The sequence below is a fragment of the Rhodopseudomonas sp. BR0G17 genome, from assembly GCF_010907025.1.
GTDB lineage: Bacteria > Pseudomonadota > Alphaproteobacteria > Rhizobiales > Xanthobacteraceae > Rhodopseudomonas > Rhodopseudomonas palustris_H.
Genome location: NZ_QUML01000034.1, coordinates 38,402 through 54,846, shown reverse-complemented (window position 1 = coordinate 54,846; position 16,445 = coordinate 38,402). Strand labels below are relative to the sequence as shown.

Below are 16,445 nucleotides of genomic sequence, written 5' to 3'. Positions count from 1 at the left end.
CCGCAAGCACCATCGACAGCCTTGCCGAATCCCATCCGACCACCGCGCGCCGCGGCGTGCCGAGCGTCGAGGGGGCCACCAGTGCCTGTAATTCCACCAGCACCGGCCGGGTGCCTTCGATGCCGGCAAACACCGCGGTGCCCGGCGAGCCGAGGTCGCGCTCCGACAGAAACAGCTCCGACGGGTTGCTGACTTCGCGCAGGCCCAGGCCGGTCATTTCGAACACGCCGATCTCGTCGGTCGGGCCGAAGCGGTTCTTCACCGAGCGCAGGATGCGGAACTGCTGCGAGCCTTCGCCTTCGAACGACAGCACCGCGTCGACCATGTGCTCGACCACGCGGGGGCCGGCGATCTGGCCGTCCTTGGTGACGTGGCCGACCAGGATGATCGCCGCGCCGGTCTTCTTGGCGAAGCGGATCAGCGCCTGCGCCGAGGCGCGGACCTGGGTCACCGTGCCGGGTGCGGATTCGACGGTGTCGGTCCACATCGTCTGGATCGAGTCGATCACGATCAGCTTCGGCGTCGCGCCTTCCGACAGCGTCGCGATGATGTCCTCGACGGAGGTCTCGGCCGCGAGCTCGACGGGCGCTGAGGCGAGCCCGAGCCGTTCGGCGCGCAGCCGCACCTGGGCGATCGCTTCTTCGCCGGAGATGTAAACGGTGCGGTGTCCGGCCTTGGCCATCAGGCTGGTCGCCTGCGTCAGCAGCGTCGACTTGCCGATGCCCGGATCGCCGCCGACCAGCAGCACCGAGCCGCGCACGAAGCCGCCCCCGGTGACACGGTCGAGCTCCGCCATGCCCGACGGCAGGCGAGGGGCGTCGTTGCTCTTGCCGGCCAGCGATTCCAGCTTGAACGTCCGGCCGCGCCGCTTGGCGCGGATCGACACCGGCACCGCGTTGTCACCGGCTTCCTCGACCAGCGTATTCCACTCGCCGCAAGCCTCGCACTTGCCCTGCCAGCGATTGAACGCCGCGCCGCAGTTCTGACAGACGAAGGAAGAGGAAGCTTTGGCCATGACGTCCACGTGGATGGGAAGAAAGCGCCCGACACGAAGACGGCCTGGCAGTCGCCGAATATGTTCGCTTTTTGTTCCAGATGCAAGTCGCCGCGATCGATTGAAGGCGATCGCCAGCCACCTTTCACAGGTTGCATTGACCTGGTGCTAACCCGCGGCCGCGATGATCCGCCGCGAACAGACATGGGGCGAGGGACTGCGCGTGATGATCAAGGCTGCCGATGCCGCGCCGGGCGGCGGACCGACGCTTGGCTGGTGGGCCGCGGCGGCTGCGCTTCTCGTGGTGCTGCTGGTGCCGTTGCTGATGGTCGATGTGCCGCCGGTGCTCGACTATCCCAATCATCTGGCGCGCTACTTCGTGCTGGCGCATCCGGACGATCCATTCCTATCGCAGGTGTACGCGCCGCATTGGCGGATCCTGCCTAATCTCGGCATGGACGTGATCGGTGCGGCGCTGCTGAAAGTGTCGAGCGTTCACGTCGGCGGCCGCATCCTGCTGGCGCTCAGCCTGCTGATGCCGGTGATCGGCGCCATCGTGTATCACCGCGTGGTGTTCGGCCGGTTCTCGTATTGGTCGCTCGCCTCCGGCGTCGTCGCCTACAATGCGGTGTTCTTTCTAGGCTTCATGAACTTCCTGCTGTCGCTCGGCCTGGCGCTGATCGGCGCGGCCGCCTGGATCGCGCTGCGCCGGCGTAACCGCAACGTGACAGCCGTGGTGATCGGCGCTGCTTTCGCCGCTTTGACGTTCTTCTCGCACATCTTCGGTGTCGCGCTGTTCGCGCTTCTGATCGGCAGCGAAGAGATGGCGCGGATCGTGCGGGCCCGGCGGGATCGCGCGCCGGTGTTTGGCAAGATGGCTGTCTCGGCACTTCTGCTGGCGCTCGCGCTCGCTCCCGCGGGTGCGCTGTATCTGGCGAGCCCGCTCTCCGAAGCCGGCGCCGGCGTCGGGCCATGGCGAGGCCTCGCCAAGCTGTGGGACCTGTTTGCGCCGGTGATGACGACCAGTGAAGTCGTGACGATGCTGAGCGTCGCTGCGTTGTTGATCACGCTGGGGCTGGCGATCCGCGGCGCGGGGGTGGCGCCGGCGTTGCCGCTGACTCTGGTAGTGCTGGCGGCGGGCTTTGTGATCGTGCCGGCGATGTACAAGGGCGGCAGCTTTCTCGACATCCGCCTCGCGGTGATGGCGGCCGTGCTGCTGTTCGCCGGCATGCTGCCACAGCTCTCGCCGCGGCGGGCTGCGGCGGTGGCGGCGCTGGTGATCGCATTGATGGCCGGGCGCTCGGCCTATGTGGCGCAGGACTGGTATGACCATCGCCGCGATCTCGCCGAACTGCGCGCTGCGATCGCCCATGTCGAACCTGGCGAGCGGGTGCTGATGGCCCGCGGCCGCGAAGTCGATATCATTGCCGCGGCGCAGGCCGGACGCGCGCTGGCCCGCTACTTTCCGCTCGACAACCACGTCGGCGCGCTGCTGACGATCGAGCGGCGCGCGTTCTGGCCGCTGATGTTCGCCGACGCCACGCAGCAGCCGCTGGTGGTGAAGCCGGCCTTCGCGTCCTATGCGGCGCCGCTGTGCGAGCCGGTGGAGCTGGCGCTGTTGATGGAGACGGCGTCGCTGCAGGTCGGGCAGGCGGGGCACCGCTGCAAGACGTATCTCGCCGACTGGCCGCATCGCTTCGACGCGGTGCTGATGCTGGAGCCGCCGGCCACGGCGCCGTCGCCGGAGCTGTCGCCGGTCTATCGAGGCAATTATGTCGCGCTGTATCGCGTGACGCCGCCGAAGGCCGAGCCGGGTTCCGCTGGCCGCGTTCATGCCGGTGAGCTAAGCTCGCCGGTGCAATGACCCCGCGCCGTCACGATAGCGATTACGAACGCCGCAAGTGGCGTCAGGTCGCCGGCCATTTCGGCATGGGCGCGGCGTTCGGCGCGCTGTTCGCCGGCCTCGTGCTGTTCAACAATTACTTCGGTCTGTCGAGCGTGATCGCGACCAGCGAGGCGCCGACTTTGGTGCGGATCATCTTCGTGGTCGGCGTCGCCGGATCATTCGCCTTCATGGCGGCGATCACCGGCTTTCTGTTTCTGGTCCACGAGGATTGAGCCGCACCTGCACGCGCGCGCTCATGATTTCCGCAGATCATCTCCACGTCATTGCGAGGAGCGCAGCGACGAAGCAATCCAGTGCTGTGCGCGGGACTGGATTGCTTCGCTTCGCTCGCAATGACGTTGGCGGGTGGCGTGCTCTCAGCTCGCCGGTGCCACCGGCTCGACCGCTGGCGGTTCGGTCGCTGGCTTGGCGTCGCCGCCTTTGTAGATCCGGGTGTAGCGCCGGCCGAGGCTGGTGAGCACTTCGTAGCCGATCGTGCCGAAGTGATGGCCGAGTTCGTCGGCGGTGATGCCGTCGCCGATCAGGGTCGCCATCATGCCGCGGCGCGCGGCGTTGGCGGGCAGGTCGGTGACGTCGACCGCGAGCAGATCCATCGAGATCCGGCCGGCGATCGGACAGCGCTGGCCGGCGATGATCACGTCGGCGCCACGGGTGCCGTCGCTCGAGCCGGCGGCGCGGAAGTAACCGTCCGCATAGCCTGCCGACACCACCGCGATCTTGCTCGGGCGCCGTGCGCTCCAGGTCGCGCCGTAGCCGACGGTGTCGCCGCGTTCGACGCTGCGGACCTGGACGATCCGCGCTTTCAGGTCGACCACCGGCTGCATCGGATTGTCGGCTTCCGGCGTGGGATTGATGCCGTACAGCGCCGCGCCGGGGCGGACCAAATCGAACGCGAACTGCGGACCCCGGAAGATGCCTGACGACGCCGACAGTGACGCCGGCACGCCGGCGAATTGACCGGCGATCTCGCGAAATGCCGCCGCCTGCTTGGCGTTGAGCTGATGGTTGACGAGATCGGCGCAGGCGAGGTGGCTGATCACCAGCGTGATGCCATGGTCACCGGCGATGATGCGCGGCACGATGCCTTGCGCCTCGACGACGGTCAGGCCGAGCCGGCTCATGCCGGTGTCGATGTGGAGCGCCGCACCGCCGCGCCAGCCGGTGCGGCGGCAGAACACGTCCCATTCGGCGAGTTCGTACAGATCACCGATCACCGGTTGGCAGTTCAGCTTGGCGAATTCGTCGCCGGAGTTCGGGAAGAACCCATCGAGCACGTACAGCGTCGCCTCGGGTGCGGCTTCGCGCACGACGCGTGCTTCGCTCAGCGTGGCGACAAAGAAGGTCTTGCAGCCGGCCGCCAGCAGCGCCTTGGTGACGGGACCGGCGCCGCAGCCATAGGCGTCACCTTTGACGACGCCGGCGCATTCGGAGGGGATGGCGGTCTTCTCGAGCTTGCGCCAGTTCGCGACCAGCGCGTCGAGATCGACGGTGAGAATGCCGGTTGCTGCCGCGTTGACCGCGGCGAACTCAGCAGCTTTGCCCGCCTCCGGCGTCAATAACTCGGCGACGGTGGCGTTCGGATCGGGAAGGATATGCATGGCGCACCTTATGCGTTGCCTGCAGCGCGTTCAACGGCGGCCGGCGCGGCTCAGATCCGCTTCGGCATCAAATCCGTTCGGGCAGATGGCTGTCGTCGGTGAGATCGCTGAAGCGGGTGAACTGACCTTCGAACTGCAGATCGACGGTGCCGGTCGGACCGTGACGCTGCTTGGCGATGATCACTTCGGCCTTGCCGTGCACCAGCTCCATGTCGGTCGCCCACTTCTCGTGCTCGGGCGTACCGGGCCGCGGCTCCTTGTTCTGCAGATAGTATTCCTCGCGGAACACGAAGATCACGACGTCGGCGTCCTGCTCGATCGAACCGGATTCACGCAAGTCGGAAAGCTGCGGGCGCTTGTCGTCGCGGGATTCCACCTGACGCGAGAGCTGCGACAGCGCGATGACGGGAACGTTCAATTCCTTCGCGAGCGCTTTCAGGCTGGTGGTGATCTCGGTGACTTCCTGGACGCGGTTGTCGCCCTTCTTGCTGGAGCCCTGCAGCAGCTGGATGTAGTCGACCACGATCATGTCGAGGCCCTTTTGCCGCTTCAGGCGGCGGGCGCGGGCGGTGAGCTGGGCGATCGACAGACCGCCGGTTTCGTCGACGAAGAGCGGCAGCGACTGCAGCTCGATCGACACGTCCCGGGGTTTGTCGAAGTCGGCTTCCGAGATGCCGCCGCGGCGGATCTTGCTCGACGCGATCTCGGCCTGCTCGGCGAGAATACGGGTGGCGAGCTGTTCGGCCGACATTTCGCAACTGAAGAAGCCGACGATGCCGCCATTGACGGTCTTGGTCGAGCCGTCCGGCTGCACTTCGCCGCGATAGGCCTTGGCGACGTTGTAGGCGATGTTGGTGGCGAGTGCGGTCTTGCCCATGCCGGGACGGCCGGCGAGCACGATCAAGTCGGAGTGCTGCAGACCGCCCATCCGGGTGTCGAGGTCGCGCAGTCCGGTGGAGATACCCGACAGTTTTCCGTCGCGCTGGAACGCCTTCGCCGCCATGTCGACGGCGGTGGTCAGCGCCTGGGAGAATTTCTGGAAGCCGCCGTCATAGCGGCCGGATTCCGCCAGTTCGTACAGCCGGCGCTCGGCGTCTTCGATCTGGTTCTTCGGCGCGAAGTCGACCGGCGCGTCGAAGGCGACGTTGACCATGTCGGTGCCGATGCCGATCAGATCGCGGCGCAGCGACAGCTCGTAGATGGTCCGCCCGTAGTCCTGGGCGTTGATGATCGTGGTGGCTTCGGCGGCGAGGCGCGCCAGGTATTGCGCGACCGTCAGGCCGCCGAGATCCAGATCGGCCGCCAGGAACGTTTTCAGCGTGACCGGGGTGGCGATCTTGCCGGCGCGGATGATGCTGGCAGCGGTCTCGAAGATGGTCTGGTGGATCGGCTCGAAGAAGTGCTTCGGCTCGAGGAAGTCCGACACCCGGTAGAACGCGTCATTGTTGACCAGGATCGCGCCCAGCAAGGCCTGCTCGGCCTCGATGTTGTGCGGCGCGGTCCGGAAAGCCGGCGCGCCGGGTTCCGGCGCGAGCTTCAGAACGTTCGAATCAGATGCGGCCATAGCTCTCGAATATCGGGTCGAATTTGTCGGATGCGGGGCGCGACTAAAGCGCCGATTTGCTCGGGAGCGAAAGCCGCAATCGCGCGTTATGCACCAGCGCGACAAGGATGTGGATGACCGCAACAGCCGCCATCACCCGTGCTTGACGCGTTCCGGCGGCGTGGGGGCCGAATTGAACCTCGCGGCGCTGTGGGGCGACAGTTCAAAATGGACGGTCGAGACAGATCGATCCGCTCCAGTCGGGGATTCGTAAGAATTTTCGGCGAGGATAGCGGCAAGACGCGATCACTGAGGCTCCCTGAGGGATGCACTCGAACAAGGTGACGCGGGACAGGGCAAGAGCGTCGAGGACTTCGCAACGGCTAGCGAGGCTCCTCGGATGATGGACAGAGCAGATGGCGCAGCAGTATTGCCACGACCACTCCGACCGCGATTGGCTGACTTCGCTGATCGATTCCTTCGAGCGCGCCTCGGCTGAAGAGGCCGAGCATCGGCCTTGCGACCGCGAACTGCTGTGCGCTGCCGAGGCTCATCTGGCACGCCCGCTGCCCCTGGCGCCGGACCATGAGGATCCGGTCCGTCTCGTCAGCTGAGAATTCCAACACTGCCCGGCGGGTTTCCTCGCCGGCGAGTTGCAGCCGCGGCTTGCGGCTGCTTTCAATCCCGCGAAGTCGTTTCTCCCCCGCCGCGATATCGTCGCGAGTGATCGACTGTTGATCACTACGACACCTACTTCCGCCGCCGTGCCGAATTGCTCAAGGAAGACGGCGTGATGCAGCGGCATTCGATCGGCCGCTCCGATGGCCCCGGTTTCACCTATCCTTGGCTCGCCAAATACATCTTCCCGGGCGGCTGCCTGCCGGCCCTCTCGAAGGTGTTGCCGCTAACGAACGCGCCGGACTTCTCGGGTACGACATCGAAATCCTGCGGCTGCATTACGCCGAGAGGTTCAAAGCCTGGCGCCAGCACTTCCTAAAGCATCGGGAGGAAGCCGAACGCTCATACGACGCGCGGTTCGTGGTGCCGCTTTGGATGAAGCGGCCGAGCAGCAGACGAAATACTCCGTCCATCGACTTGCCCCAAAACCGGACGCCGACAGCGAAGCGGCGCCTCGGCTGCATCAACGGCGGCCGTGAAGCTCTGCTCTTATCGCTGTGACCCGGCCACGGCCGAAGCGTTCACAGGTAACATCCGCGTCATGACCATCAGGCTGATCAGCTGCCTCATTTCATGCACGGTGATGTTCCATCTGTCCCTTCCAATCATCTCACAATTCGCTAAAAGGTCACCGCCGCTCCAGCGGCGATTGTTTGCATCGGAGGGCTAAATGGTAAGCCGATTGCTCAGTTCGGTAGCGGTACTGCTCGCGCTTGGGATCACCGTCGCGCAGCCCGCCCGGGCCCAGAATTTAGAGGCGGGCAAGAGCTCGGCACAGATCTTCGCGAGCACCTGCTCGGTCTGCCATAAGAGCCCTCGGGGTCTGCTCCGCACCGTGCCGCCGAATGCGGTCGGGTCGTTCCTGAGACAGCACTACACCACCAGCGCCGAAATGGCGTCGGCGCTCGGCGCCTATCTGGTGTCGAACGGCGCCACCGACGCTCGCAGCCGGCAGGATGGACCTGCCGAGCCGAAGCAGCGGCGCCAGCGCCGCGGCGCTCCCGAAGCGGTTGCTCCGGACGAGGCTGCGCCGGCGCCGCAGGCGGAAGAGCCCAAGGTTCAGCGCGGTCGCAAGTCCAAGCGCCGTGCCGCTCCAGTCGAGGCTGCGCCTCCGGCGGAGAGCGCAGCTCCGGCTCCGGGCGCCGAAGCAGAACCGACCGCCGCGCCTGAGCCGGAAGCCAAGCCGACCAAGAAGCGCCGCGACAAGAAGCGGCTGCGCGAGAAGCCGGCGGCTCAGCCCGAAGCCGCCAAGCCCGAAGCTGCCAAACCCGAAGCCGCCAAGCCGGAGGCGCCTGCGGCCGAGCCCAAGAACGGCGAGGCCGGCGCTGATCCGAAGCATGGAGCGGGCAAGCCCGCTGCGGCGCCGGCGGCCGAAACTCCCGCACGCACCGATCCGGTGCCTGCGGTGACCCCGGCGCCGAAGGCTGCGGAGCCTGAGCCGGCCAAGCCGGCGGCTCCGTCCGAGACCAAGGCGCCCGAATCTGCTGCGCCGGCCGCCGCGACGCCGAAGCCGGCTGCTCCGCCGCCGTCACCGGCCGGTCCGCCGGCTCGACAGTCGGAAACGCCATCGGCGCCGTCGACCGAAGTGGTGCCGCCGCCCGCGCAGGCGCCGTCCGGATCGGGCGACGTGCCGGCCTCGAAATAACCACTCAGGTGTTCTGACGATCAAAGGGCCGCGCGATGCGCGGCCCTTTTTCGTTGGTCGGCAGCCAAGGCTTGGTTCTGGAGAGTGTGCCCGGCCTATGAGTGGGCAACAAAAAGCCCGGCCTGATTGCTCAGGCCGGGCTCCGGAAATGGTCGGCTGCAGGCGAGGCTTACTGCTCGGCCGGCTGCTCTTCGCCGAACTCCGCGTCCGGATCGAAGAACTCGCCGGCGGCGGCCAGCGCCTCGGCGGCGGCGTCTTCGTCCTCGCGGCGGGTCGAGATGTCTTCACCGCGGTTGATGCGCTCGGCTTCCTCGGCGCTGCGCGCCACGGTGACCGACACTTCGACTTCGACTTCCGGATGCACCGCGACCTGGATCGAGTGCTTGCCGATGGTCTTGATCGGGGCGTCGAGCAGCACCTGGCTACGATCGATCTTGACGCCCTGGCCGTCGAAGCTGGCGATGATGTCGCGCACCGACACTGAACCGAACAGCTGGCCGCCTTCCGACGCCTGGCGGATCACCACCACGTTCTGACCTTCGATCTTCTCCGCGACCTTGGTGGCTTCGGCCTTCGCGGCGATGTTACGCGCCTCGAGATCGGCCTTCATGTGCTCGTACTTCTCGCGGTTGGCGGCGGTGGCGCGCAGCGCCTTTCCGCGCGGCAGCAGGAAGTTGCGCGCGAAACCGTCCTTGACGCGGACCAGCTCGCCCATCTGACCGAGCTTGGCGACACGTTCCAGTAGAATGACTTCCATGATGATCTCCTCGTGTGTTTGCGAAAGACGTTGAACTAGTGAGTAGGGGGAGGCGGCATTGAGCGGCGCTCGAAGTAGCGCTGCCGTAGATTGAGGAAGGCGTCGCCGAGCCCGAGGGCGATCAGGCCGACGGCGGGCCACAGGAAGATCAGCATCAACGCGTAGGTCGAGCTGAGCAGAAACAGTCGGCTGCGCGACGCCATCGTCAGCGTGTGCAGGGTCGCCGCACCGGTGAGCCCATAGGCAACGAACAGCGCCGCGCTGGCGGTCTTGCCGAACATCGAGGTCAGGCCGCCGACGAAGCTGAGTGCCAGCGCCAGCGACAACACCGCCAGGGTCATCGGCGGCAGCGTCACGGTGCGCAGATCCGGCCACGGCCGGCCGAGGCGGTTGGAAGCGGAGGTAATCTTTGCAGCCAGCCACAGATTGAGCGTGAGCGTCACCATCGCCACCGTGGCGGCGGCAGGCGGCGCGATCGCCACCAGCGCGTCGACCAGCGCGGCGTCGCTGCCGGGCGTGCTGCGCGGACCGAGCGCGCGCTGCAGGCCGTTGCGAAGGCCGTCATTGATGGCGGCGCCGTCGGTGCCGAGCGTGAACAGAGCGGCCATCGTGGTGGTGGCGGCAAAGCCGGCCATCCACACCACCAGGCGGCCGACCGGGTACCATTCCAGCGTGGGCGTTTCGCCCTGCGCGGCTTCCGCGGGGCGCGCCAGCAGCGCGAGATGACCAAGCCAGCAGGCCGGCACGGCGATCGTCACGACAAATGCGATGGCGTAGGAGAAGCTGACCAGCGCAGCGAGGCCGATGGCGGCGACCAGACCGCCGATCGCGGCGGCGAGCACGCCCCAGCCGAGCGCGGCCACCATCAGCGGCAGCGGTGCCAGATAGAACAGCAGCAGGGAGATCAGCGCGCCCGAAACGATCGAGACGAACATCAGCGCCGAAGCACAGCCGGCGGCGAGCGCGATCAGAATGTTGACCATCATCAGCTGTCCCGCTCCCTTCGAGCGGTTAGAGGCGTTTCGCCCCAACCATCGGCGACCGGACGACCCGGAAGCCTTATGAGAAAAAAGAGGAGAGCCCCGCGGCGCGAACGCCGCGGGGCTGCTTCGATTAGCGGATCACGTAGGGCAGCAGACCGAGGAAACGGGCGCGCTTGATGGCGCGCGCGAGCTCGCGCTGCTTCTTGGCGGACACGGCGGTGATGCGGCTCGGCACGATCTTGCCGCGCTCAGAGACGTAACGCATCAGCAGCTTGGAGTCCTTGTAATCGATCTTCGGCGCATTCGCTCCCGTGAACGGGCAGGTCTTGCGGCGGCGGAAGAACGGACGGCGTGCACCTGCTTCAGCCATGATGCTTACTCCTCGACTGCTGCTGCGGGGGCGTCGGCGTCTTCACGCGGACGGCGCGGACCACGATCGCCACGGAAACCGTCGCGGTCGCCACGGCCTTCGCGATCACCGCGGAAGCCACCCTCGCGGGGGCCACGGTCGTCGCGTTCGCGATCCCGATCGGCCTTGCGCATCATCGCCGAGGGGCCTTCCTCGTGTTCGTCGACGCGCACCGTCAGATAACGAATGACGTCTTCGTTGATCCGCTCCTGGCGCTCGATCTCGGCGACCACCGCGGCCGGGCCGTCGATGTTCAGCAGCACGAAATGCGCCTTGCGGTTCTTGTTCATGCGGTAGGTCAGGGAGCGCAGGCCCCACGACTCGGTCTTGGTGACCTTGCCGCCGAGACCTTCGATCACGCCGGTGATCTGGGTGGTGAGCTCTTCGACCTGCTGGGCGCTGGCATCCTGGCGCGCCAAAAATACATGCTCATAAAGAGGCATGGCTGTCCTTTCTCGTGTTAGCGCAGAACCGGCGGCAAGCCCTTCGAACCCTTCGGAAAGGACTCGACTGCTCAGAAGGCGGAAGCACGGGACGACGAGCCGACTGGCCCTGCCGCATCAAAATCGCCAAGGGAGATAAAGCCCAGGGGAGATCATGGTGAGACCGTCCGTTCAGCTCCCGGCCGGGATCTGCGGATGCGCCGTTATACGGATTTCGGTCGCCTTGGCAAGGGACTGAAGCTGCCGTTTCGGCCACCGGTCGGCCGATTCCAGTGCGCGGCGTCTCGAGGGGAGAGCCAGGTTGGCGGTAGCGGGTGCGGGCGCTCGAGCGGCTGTGCCGGTGAGGCTGGATGCCACGAACCGGCCCTTTCCCTGACGTTTGGCCTCATACATGGCAATATCGGCGGTCCGGAGCAGGTCGTCGACCGTCGCGCCATCCTTCGGGAAGGTTGCCGCGCCGATGCTGACGCCGATGTCGAGCCGGCCGTGGCCCGCCAATTCGAACGGCTCGGCAATCGCCGCAATGATTCGCTGCGCGACGGGAGCCGCATCGTCCGTCCGTGTTCCCGGCAGCAGCACGACGAATTCGTCGCCGCCGACGCGAAACACCTGATCTTGCTCGCGGACGCTGCTGCGGAGCCGCTCCGCGACCGAAACGAGCACGGCATCGCCGACGGCGTGCCCGAACCGGTCGTTGGCGCTCTTGAAGCCGTCGAGGTCCAGACAGAACACGGTGAGCGGCTGGTGGCCGGCCGCATCAGCGCCGCGCAGCAACCGTTCGAACCGCTGCCGCTTCAGCACGCGGTTGGGAAGCCCGGTGAGAGAATCGTAGTTGGCGAGACGGCGATTCTTCCGCTCGGAGAGAAACAGGTTGAGCAGCACCTCGTAATTCTCGAGCAGGACGAGAGCCATGCCCAGGCCCCAGATCGGAACGAGCAGTCCGACGATGTACATATAGGGCAGCGGCGACAGCACCATCGCCACGCTGTAGGGCGTGCCGAGCAGATAGATCAGCGTAATTCCGTAGCGCGGCGTGCCCGAGTTGCGGGACGAGATCCCGCCCGCAAGGCCGGAGATGAAGATGCCCGCCATCAAAATCAGCAGCCACTCGCCGGAGATAGCGCAAAGCCCGCAACCAATTCCGTAGCAAATCGCCCAGGACATGCCGAGATAGAGCGGCAGGACCGCATTGCCGGGGCGACCGGCCGCTTCGTCGCGCTGCAATGCAGCAAGCGCGGAGTAGCGTGCTGCACCGAACCCGAGTTCGACCGCGAGCCAGACCATCGCCCAGATTGCGCCGGTGGTGGCGGCGACCACCGCGGCCATCAGAGTTGTGGAGAAGATCGCCAGCACCAGCGTCCGCTTCCTGGTCTGCGTATGCAGCAGCAATTTGCGAACGATCGAGGCGGGCTGCGGCTGCGGGCCGCTGATCAGCCAAGTGATGATCGGACTGGATGGGCCGATTGCGCGCAAAAAGCTCGCATTTGTCGAAGGCCAGTATCGTTCGCTGATCAATCGCATGAGGAATAATCGTCCGCTGTGCTGGTGATAGCGGTAGCCGGGAAAGCGTTGATGGGTTCCTTAAAAGTCGTACGCACCTTCCTGTACGGTAAATGCATTTCGCAGATGCCGGCCGTTCGACCCTGTGAGGCGTTGCCGAGACGATGACAACAAGCCTGTGAGTCACAGGGCTGTTCGAAAGGATGTTAGACAGCAGTCAACTTGACACGACGGGGCCGGGCGGTGTCTTACGGCCCCGACTTCAGAGACAGGTTCAGGAATCCAGATGACCGCAGCATTCACTTTTCCGGGGCAGGGGTCCCAGGCCGTGGGCATGGGCAAGGCGCTCGCCGAAGCCTTCCCGGCGGCGCGGGCGGTGTTCGACGAAGTCGACGCTGCGCTCGGCGAAAAGCTGACCTCGATCATCTGGGAAGGTCCGGCCGAAACGCTGCAGCTCACCGAGAACGCGCAGCCGGCGCTGATGGCGGTGTCGCTGGCGACGATGCGCGTGCTGGAGGCTGAAGCCGGTGTGTCGGTCGGCAAGGATGCGGCTTTCGTGGCCGGTCATTCGCTCGGCGAATATTCCGCGTTGGCGGCGGCCGGCAGCCTGAGCGTGAGCGATACGGCGCGGCTGCTGCGGATCCGTGGTCAGGCAATGCAGAAGGCGGTGCCGGTCGGCGTCGGCGCGATGGCCGCGCTGCTCGGCCTTGATTACGACACCGCCGTCGCCGTGGCGGCCGAAGCCGCGCAGGGTCAGGTGTGCCAGGCCGCCAATGATAATGGCGGCGGACAGGTCGTCGTCTCCGGTCATAAGGATGCGGTGGAGCGCGCGGTCGAGATCGCCAAGGGCAAGGGTGCCAAGCGTGCGATGCTGCTGCCGGTGTCCGCTCCGTTCCATTGTTCGCTGATGCAGCCAGCGGCGGAAGCCATGGCCGAGGCGCTCGCGGGCGTCACCATCAAGGCCCCGGCGGCGCCGCTGGTCGCCAACGTTCTGGCGTCGCCGATCACCGATCCGGATGAAATCCGCCGCCGCCTGGTCGAGCAGGTCACTGGCACTGTGCGCTGGCGCGAGTCGGTTGCCTTCATGGCGTCACAGGGCGTGAACCAGTTTCTGGAGATCGGCGCCGGCAAGGTGCTGAGCGGCCTGGTGAAGCGGATCGCGGATGGCGCGACTGGTATTTCCGTAGGTGGCCCCAACGACATCGCGTCGGCGAAAGACGCGCTGGCGGCCGGACGCTCGGCATAAGCCGGCACAAGGAGGCGAGATGTTCGATCTGACAGGCAGAACCGCGCTGGTCACCGGCGCAACCGGCGGCATCGGCGGCGCGATCGCTCAGGCGCTGCACGGCCAGGGTGCCACCGTGGCGATCTCCGGTACGCGGCGCGAGGCGCTCGACGCGCTGGCCGGTAAGCTCGGCGAACGCGTGCACGTGCTGCCTTGCAATCTGTCGGATGCGGCGGACGTCGAGGCGCTGGTGCCGGCTGCGGCCGAGGCCATGGGCGGGCTCGACATCCTGGTATGTAACGCAGGTATCACCCGCGACAATCTGTTCGTGCAATTGCGCGACGAGGATTGGGACGAGGTGATCAAGGTCAACCTGACCGCGACCTTCCGGCTGACGCGTGCCGCCACCAAGCTGATGATGCGCAAGAAGTTCGGCCGCATCATCGCGATCACTTCGGTGGTCGGCGTCACCGGCAATCCGGGGCAGGGCAACTACACGGCCTCGAAGGCGGGCTTGATCGGCATGATCAAGACGATCGGCGCCGAATACGCCAAGCGCAACGTCACGGCGAACTGCATTGCGCCGGGCTTCATCGCGACGCCGATGACTGACGTTCTCAATGACAAGCAGCGCGAGGCGATTCTCGGCAAGGTGCCGGCCGGCCGGCTCGGCACGCCGGACGACATTGCGGCTGCGGCGGTTTATCTCAGTTCAAATGAGGCCGCCTACGTCACCGGTCAGACCATTCACGTCAACGGCGGGATGGCGATGATCTGACAGCAATCTGCGAGCTTGTGGCGGCGCACGCGGTCCCCCGCAGTCGCCGCGGGCTTGTGGTCAATGCATCGGAAGTATGATAACCGAACCACTGGCGGACAAGCAAAGAAGGCCATTGCAGGATGTCCAAACCCTGTATATTGGCGATGGGGAGCTTGCCGCCCGGGTGGTCGGCTTCGACCCGGGGACGGGGGCAAAATCAACACACTTCGCGATGCGACGGGAACTTAGCGAGTTGACGCACCACGATGGCTCGTATCGTCTGTCGGTCGGGTCGAAACGGAACAGCACGGGGTTAAATAGATGAGTGAGATTGGCGAGCGGGTTAAGAAGATCGTGGTCGAACACCTTGGTGTCGAACCCGAGAAAGTTGTCGATAGCGCCAGCTTCATCGACGATCTCGGCGCCGACAGCCTCGACACCGTCGAACTCGTGATGGCGTTCGAAGAAGAGTTCGGCTGCGAAATTCCGGACGATGCCGCCGAGACGATTCTCACCGTCGGCGACGCCACCAAGTTTCTCGAGAAGAACGCAAAGAGCTGACGCTCCGCGCGGTGTGATGGAAGCCGGACGGACCGCACAAAAGCGGTCCACCGGCTTCTTATTTTGCATCGCGCATTCTACGCCGGAGTGCTGGAGATGAGACGGGTTGTCGTCACGGGCCTTGGCATGGTGTCGCCGCTGGGCTGCGGCGTCGAACCAACCTGGAGCCGCGTGCTTGCCGGCGAAAGCGGTGCACGCAAGATCGACGCGTTCGACGTGTCGGATATCGCCAGCCAGATCGCCTGCATTATTCCGCGTGGTGACGGTACCAACGGCACCTTCAATCCTGATCAATGGATGGAGCCGAAAGACCAGCGCAAGGTCGACGACTTCATCGTCTATGCGATGGCGGCGGCGCGTCAGGCGCTCGATGACGCCGGCTGGCGTCCCTCCACCGAAGAAGAGCGCTGCGCCTCGGGCGTGCTGATCGGCTCCGGCATCGGTGGTCTGCAGGGCATCGCCGAGACGGCGCTGCTGCTCGAGCAGCGCGGCCCGCGCAGGATCTCTCCGTTTTTCATTCCCGGCCGCCTGATCAATCTGGCGTCGGGCTACGTCTCGATCGAATTCGGCCTCAAGGGTCCGAACCACGCGGTCGTCACCGCGTGCTCGACCGGCGCGCATGCGATCGGCGATGCGGCGCGGCTGATCGCGCTCGGCGACGCCGACGTGATGGTTGCCGGCGGCACCGAATCTCCGATCAGCCGTCTGGCGATGGCCGGCTTCGCCGCCGCGCGGGCGCTGTCGACCGGTTTCAACGATGCGCCGACCAAGGCTTCGCGGCCCTATGACAAGGATCGCGACGGCTTCGTGATGGGCGAGGGCGCGGGCGTCGTCGTGCTGGAAGAGTATGAGCACGCCAAGGCGCGTGGCGCACGGATCTATGCCGAAGTGATCGGCTACGGTCTGTCGGGCGACGCACATCACATCACCGCGCCGAGCTCGGATGGTGACGGTGCGTTCCGTTGCATGAGCGCCGCGATCAAGCGTGGCGGCATCGCGGTGTCGGACATCGACTACATCAACGCGCACGGCACCTCGACGCCGCTCGGCGACGAGATCGAACTCGGTGCGGCGCAGCGTCTCCTGGGGAACGCGGCATCGCGTGTGTCGATGTCGTCGACCAAGTCGTCGATCGGCCATCTGCTCGGCGCTGCCGGTGCCGTGGAAGCGATCTTCTGCGTGCTGGCGATTCGCGACAATGTCGCGCCGCCGACGATCAATCTCGACAATCCTTCGGTCGAGACCGCGATCGATCTGGTGCCGTGGAAGCCGCGGTCGCGCGAGATCAACGTTGCGTTGTCGAACTCTTTCGGGTTCGGTGGCACCAATGCGTCGCTGCTGTTGCAGCGCGTGCCGAACTAAACGCGCGCGCCTTCATCCACCGTTTCGCCGCAATCGCTGCTAAACCCTACGCGATCCGTTAGTTTCGGAGTATGATCGGTT

17 protein-coding genes and 1 pseudogene are annotated in these 16,445 nt (G+C 65.9%); 10 read left to right on the top strand and 8 right to left on the bottom strand.

Going from position 1 to position 16,445, the window contains the following annotated elements:
- Window positions 1-1,015 (bottom strand): DNA repair protein RadA (radA, locus tag DY467_RS21155; RefSeq protein WP_164638749.1); only part of this gene is annotated, 1,015 nt, incomplete at its 3' end.
- Window positions 1,016-1,220: 205 nt separating this feature from the next.
- Here radA and DY467_RS21150 point away from each other — a divergent pair.
- Both DY467_RS21150 and DY467_RS21145 read left to right on the top strand, forming a co-directional pair.
- Window positions 1,221-2,858 (top strand): hypothetical protein, encoded by a 1,638-nt coding sequence (locus DY467_RS21150; protein WP_164638747.1) that lies wholly within the window; start codon window positions 1,221-1,223, stop codon window positions 2,856-2,858.
- The gene (locus DY467_RS21145; protein WP_164638745.1) at window positions 2,855-3,112 is read left to right on the top strand and encodes a hypothetical protein; all 258 of its coding nucleotides are present in this window, start codon (window positions 2,855-2,857) and stop codon (window positions 3,110-3,112) included. Before DY467_RS21150 ends, DY467_RS21145 begins: the two co-directional genes overlap by 4 nt.
- Window positions 3,113-3,256: 144 nt before the next feature.
- Here DY467_RS21145 and alr read toward each other — a convergent pair whose 3' ends face one another.
- Window positions 3,257-4,498 (bottom strand): alanine racemase, encoded by a 1,242-nt coding sequence (gene alr / locus DY467_RS21140; RefSeq protein ID WP_164638743.1) that lies wholly within the window; start codon window positions 4,496-4,498, stop codon window positions 3,257-3,259.
- 67 nt (window positions 4,499-4,565) lie between these two features.
- Window positions 4,566-6,062 carry a replicative DNA helicase gene (locus DY467_RS21135; protein ID WP_164638741.1) on the bottom strand — a complete coding sequence of 499 codons (1,497 nt, stop codon included), beginning with the start codon at window positions 6,060-6,062 and terminating at the stop codon, window positions 4,566-4,568.
- A 395-nt stretch (window positions 6,063-6,457) separates the two neighbouring features.
- Here DY467_RS21135 and DY467_RS21130 point away from each other — a divergent pair, with 395 nt between their 5' ends.
- The 3 genes and pseudogenes from DY467_RS21130 to DY467_RS21120 all read left to right on the top strand — a co-directional run bounded on the left by DY467_RS21130 (window position 6,458) and on the right by DY467_RS21120 (window position 8,364).
- On the top strand, window positions 6,458-6,655 hold the full coding sequence (locus tag DY467_RS21130) for a hypothetical protein (protein WP_107344949.1): 198 nt from the start codon (window positions 6,458-6,460) through the stop codon (window positions 6,653-6,655).
- A gap of 119 nt (window positions 6,656-6,774) precedes the next feature.
- Window positions 6,775-7,082, top strand: a pseudogene (locus tag DY467_RS21125) (class I SAM-dependent methyltransferase); the annotation flags it as partial.
- 307 nt (window positions 7,083-7,389) lie between these two features.
- The gene (locus tag DY467_RS21120) at window positions 7,390-8,364 is read left to right on the top strand and encodes a hypothetical protein (protein WP_164638739.1); all 975 of its coding nucleotides are present in this window, start codon (window positions 7,390-7,392) and stop codon (window positions 8,362-8,364) included.
- 169 nt (window positions 8,365-8,533) lie between these two features.
- Here the strand turns inward: DY467_RS21120 and rplI are convergent, their stop codons facing one another.
- From rplI to DY467_RS21095, 5 genes are all read right to left on the bottom strand, one after another.
- Window positions 8,534-9,121 (bottom strand): 50S ribosomal protein L9, encoded by a 588-nt coding sequence (rplI, locus tag DY467_RS21115; protein WP_107344947.1) that lies wholly within the window; start codon window positions 9,119-9,121, stop codon window positions 8,534-8,536.
- Window positions 9,122-9,156: 35 nt separating this feature from the next.
- The gene (locus tag DY467_RS21110; protein ID WP_164638738.1) at window positions 9,157-10,107 is read right to left on the bottom strand and encodes a hypothetical protein; all 951 of its coding nucleotides are present in this window, start codon (window positions 10,105-10,107) and stop codon (window positions 9,157-9,159) included.
- A 127-nt stretch (window positions 10,108-10,234) separates the two neighbouring features.
- Window positions 10,235-10,474: a 30S ribosomal protein S18 gene (gene rpsR, locus DY467_RS21105; protein WP_011158623.1), complete on the bottom strand. Its 240-nt coding sequence runs from the start codon at window positions 10,472-10,474 to the stop codon at window positions 10,235-10,237.
- A gap of 5 nt (window positions 10,475-10,479) precedes the next feature.
- Window positions 10,480-10,956, bottom strand: coding sequence for a 30S ribosomal protein S6 (rpsF, locus tag DY467_RS21100; RefSeq protein WP_107344945.1), 477 nt, complete (start codon window positions 10,954-10,956; stop codon window positions 10,480-10,482).
- A gap of 171 nt (window positions 10,957-11,127) precedes the next feature.
- Window positions 11,128-12,309 carry a diguanylate cyclase domain-containing protein gene (locus tag DY467_RS21095; protein WP_349627672.1) on the bottom strand — a complete coding sequence of 394 codons (1,182 nt, stop codon included), beginning with the start codon at window positions 12,307-12,309 and terminating at the stop codon, window positions 11,128-11,130.
- On the opposite strand from DY467_RS21095, the gene DY467_RS26565 reads away from it, so the two are divergent.
- The 5 genes from DY467_RS26565 to fabF all read left to right on the top strand — a co-directional run bounded on the left by DY467_RS26565 (window position 12,290) and on the right by fabF (window position 16,364).
- Window positions 12,290-12,505: a hypothetical protein gene (locus DY467_RS26565; protein ID WP_246701599.1), complete on the top strand. Its 216-nt coding sequence runs from the start codon at window positions 12,290-12,292 to the stop codon at window positions 12,503-12,505. The genes DY467_RS21095 and DY467_RS26565 overlap by 20 nt on opposite strands.
- Before the next feature lie 237 nt (window positions 12,506-12,742).
- Window positions 12,743-13,702 carry an ACP S-malonyltransferase gene (fabD, locus tag DY467_RS21090; RefSeq protein ID WP_107344943.1) on the top strand — a complete coding sequence of 320 codons (960 nt, stop codon included), beginning with the start codon at window positions 12,743-12,745 and terminating at the stop codon, window positions 13,700-13,702.
- Between the two features lie 19 nt (window positions 13,703-13,721).
- Complete coding sequence (gene fabG, locus DY467_RS21085; RefSeq protein ID WP_107344942.1) at window positions 13,722-14,459, top strand: 3-oxoacyl-[acyl-carrier-protein] reductase; 738 nt, start codon at window positions 13,722-13,724, stop codon at window positions 14,457-14,459.
- A gap of 303 nt (window positions 14,460-14,762) precedes the next feature.
- Window positions 14,763-15,002, top strand: a complete 240-nt coding sequence (locus tag DY467_RS21080; RefSeq protein WP_002716125.1) for an acyl carrier protein — start codon at window positions 14,763-14,765, stop codon at window positions 15,000-15,002.
- 96 nt (window positions 15,003-15,098) lie between these two features.
- The gene (gene fabF / locus DY467_RS21075) at window positions 15,099-16,364 is read left to right on the top strand and encodes a beta-ketoacyl-ACP synthase II (protein ID WP_107346636.1); all 1,266 of its coding nucleotides are present in this window, start codon (window positions 15,099-15,101) and stop codon (window positions 16,362-16,364) included.
- Window positions 16,365-16,445 lie beyond the last annotated feature (81 nt).

What these genes read in the sequence shown, in the direction of transcription:
- DY467_RS21150 (WP_164638747.1), top strand. Translation starts at nt 1,221, where the DNA reads ATGATCAAGGCTGCCGATGCCGCGCCGGGCGGCGGACCGACGCTTGGC.
- DY467_RS21145 (WP_164638745.1), top strand. Translation starts at nt 2,855, where the DNA reads ATGACCCCGCGCCGTCACGATAGCGATTACGAACGCCGCAAGTGGCGT.
- alr (WP_164638743.1), bottom strand. Translation starts at nt 4,498, where the DNA reads ATGCATATCCTTCCCGATCCGAACGCCACCGTCGCCGAGTTATTGACG.
- DY467_RS21135 (WP_164638741.1), bottom strand. Translation starts at nt 6,062, where the DNA reads ATGGCCGCATCTGATTCGAACGTTCTGAAGCTCGCGCCGGAACCCGGC.
- DY467_RS21130 (WP_107344949.1), top strand. Translation starts at nt 6,458, where the DNA reads ATGGCGCAGCAGTATTGCCACGACCACTCCGACCGCGATTGGCTGACT.
- DY467_RS21120 (WP_164638739.1), top strand. Translation starts at nt 7,390, where the DNA reads ATGGTAAGCCGATTGCTCAGTTCGGTAGCGGTACTGCTCGCGCTTGGG.
- rplI (WP_107344947.1), bottom strand. Translation starts at nt 9,121, where the DNA reads ATGGAAGTCATTCTACTGGAACGTGTCGCCAAGCTCGGTCAGATGGGC.
- DY467_RS21110 (WP_164638738.1), bottom strand. Translation starts at nt 10,107, where the DNA reads ATGATGGTCAACATTCTGATCGCGCTCGCCGCCGGCTGTGCTTCGGCG.
- rpsR (WP_011158623.1), bottom strand. Translation starts at nt 10,474, where the DNA reads ATGGCTGAAGCAGGTGCACGCCGTCCGTTCTTCCGCCGCCGCAAGACC.
- rpsF (WP_107344945.1), bottom strand. Translation starts at nt 10,956, where the DNA reads ATGCCTCTTTATGAGCATGTATTTTTGGCGCGCCAGGATGCCAGCGCC.
- fabD (WP_107344943.1), top strand. Translation starts at nt 12,743, where the DNA reads ATGACCGCAGCATTCACTTTTCCGGGGCAGGGGTCCCAGGCCGTGGGC.
- fabG (WP_107344942.1), top strand. Translation starts at nt 13,722, where the DNA reads ATGTTCGATCTGACAGGCAGAACCGCGCTGGTCACCGGCGCAACCGGC.
- DY467_RS21080 (WP_002716125.1), top strand. Translation starts at nt 14,763, where the DNA reads ATGAGTGAGATTGGCGAGCGGGTTAAGAAGATCGTGGTCGAACACCTT.
- fabF (WP_107346636.1), top strand. Translation starts at nt 15,099, where the DNA reads ATGAGACGGGTTGTCGTCACGGGCCTTGGCATGGTGTCGCCGCTGGGC.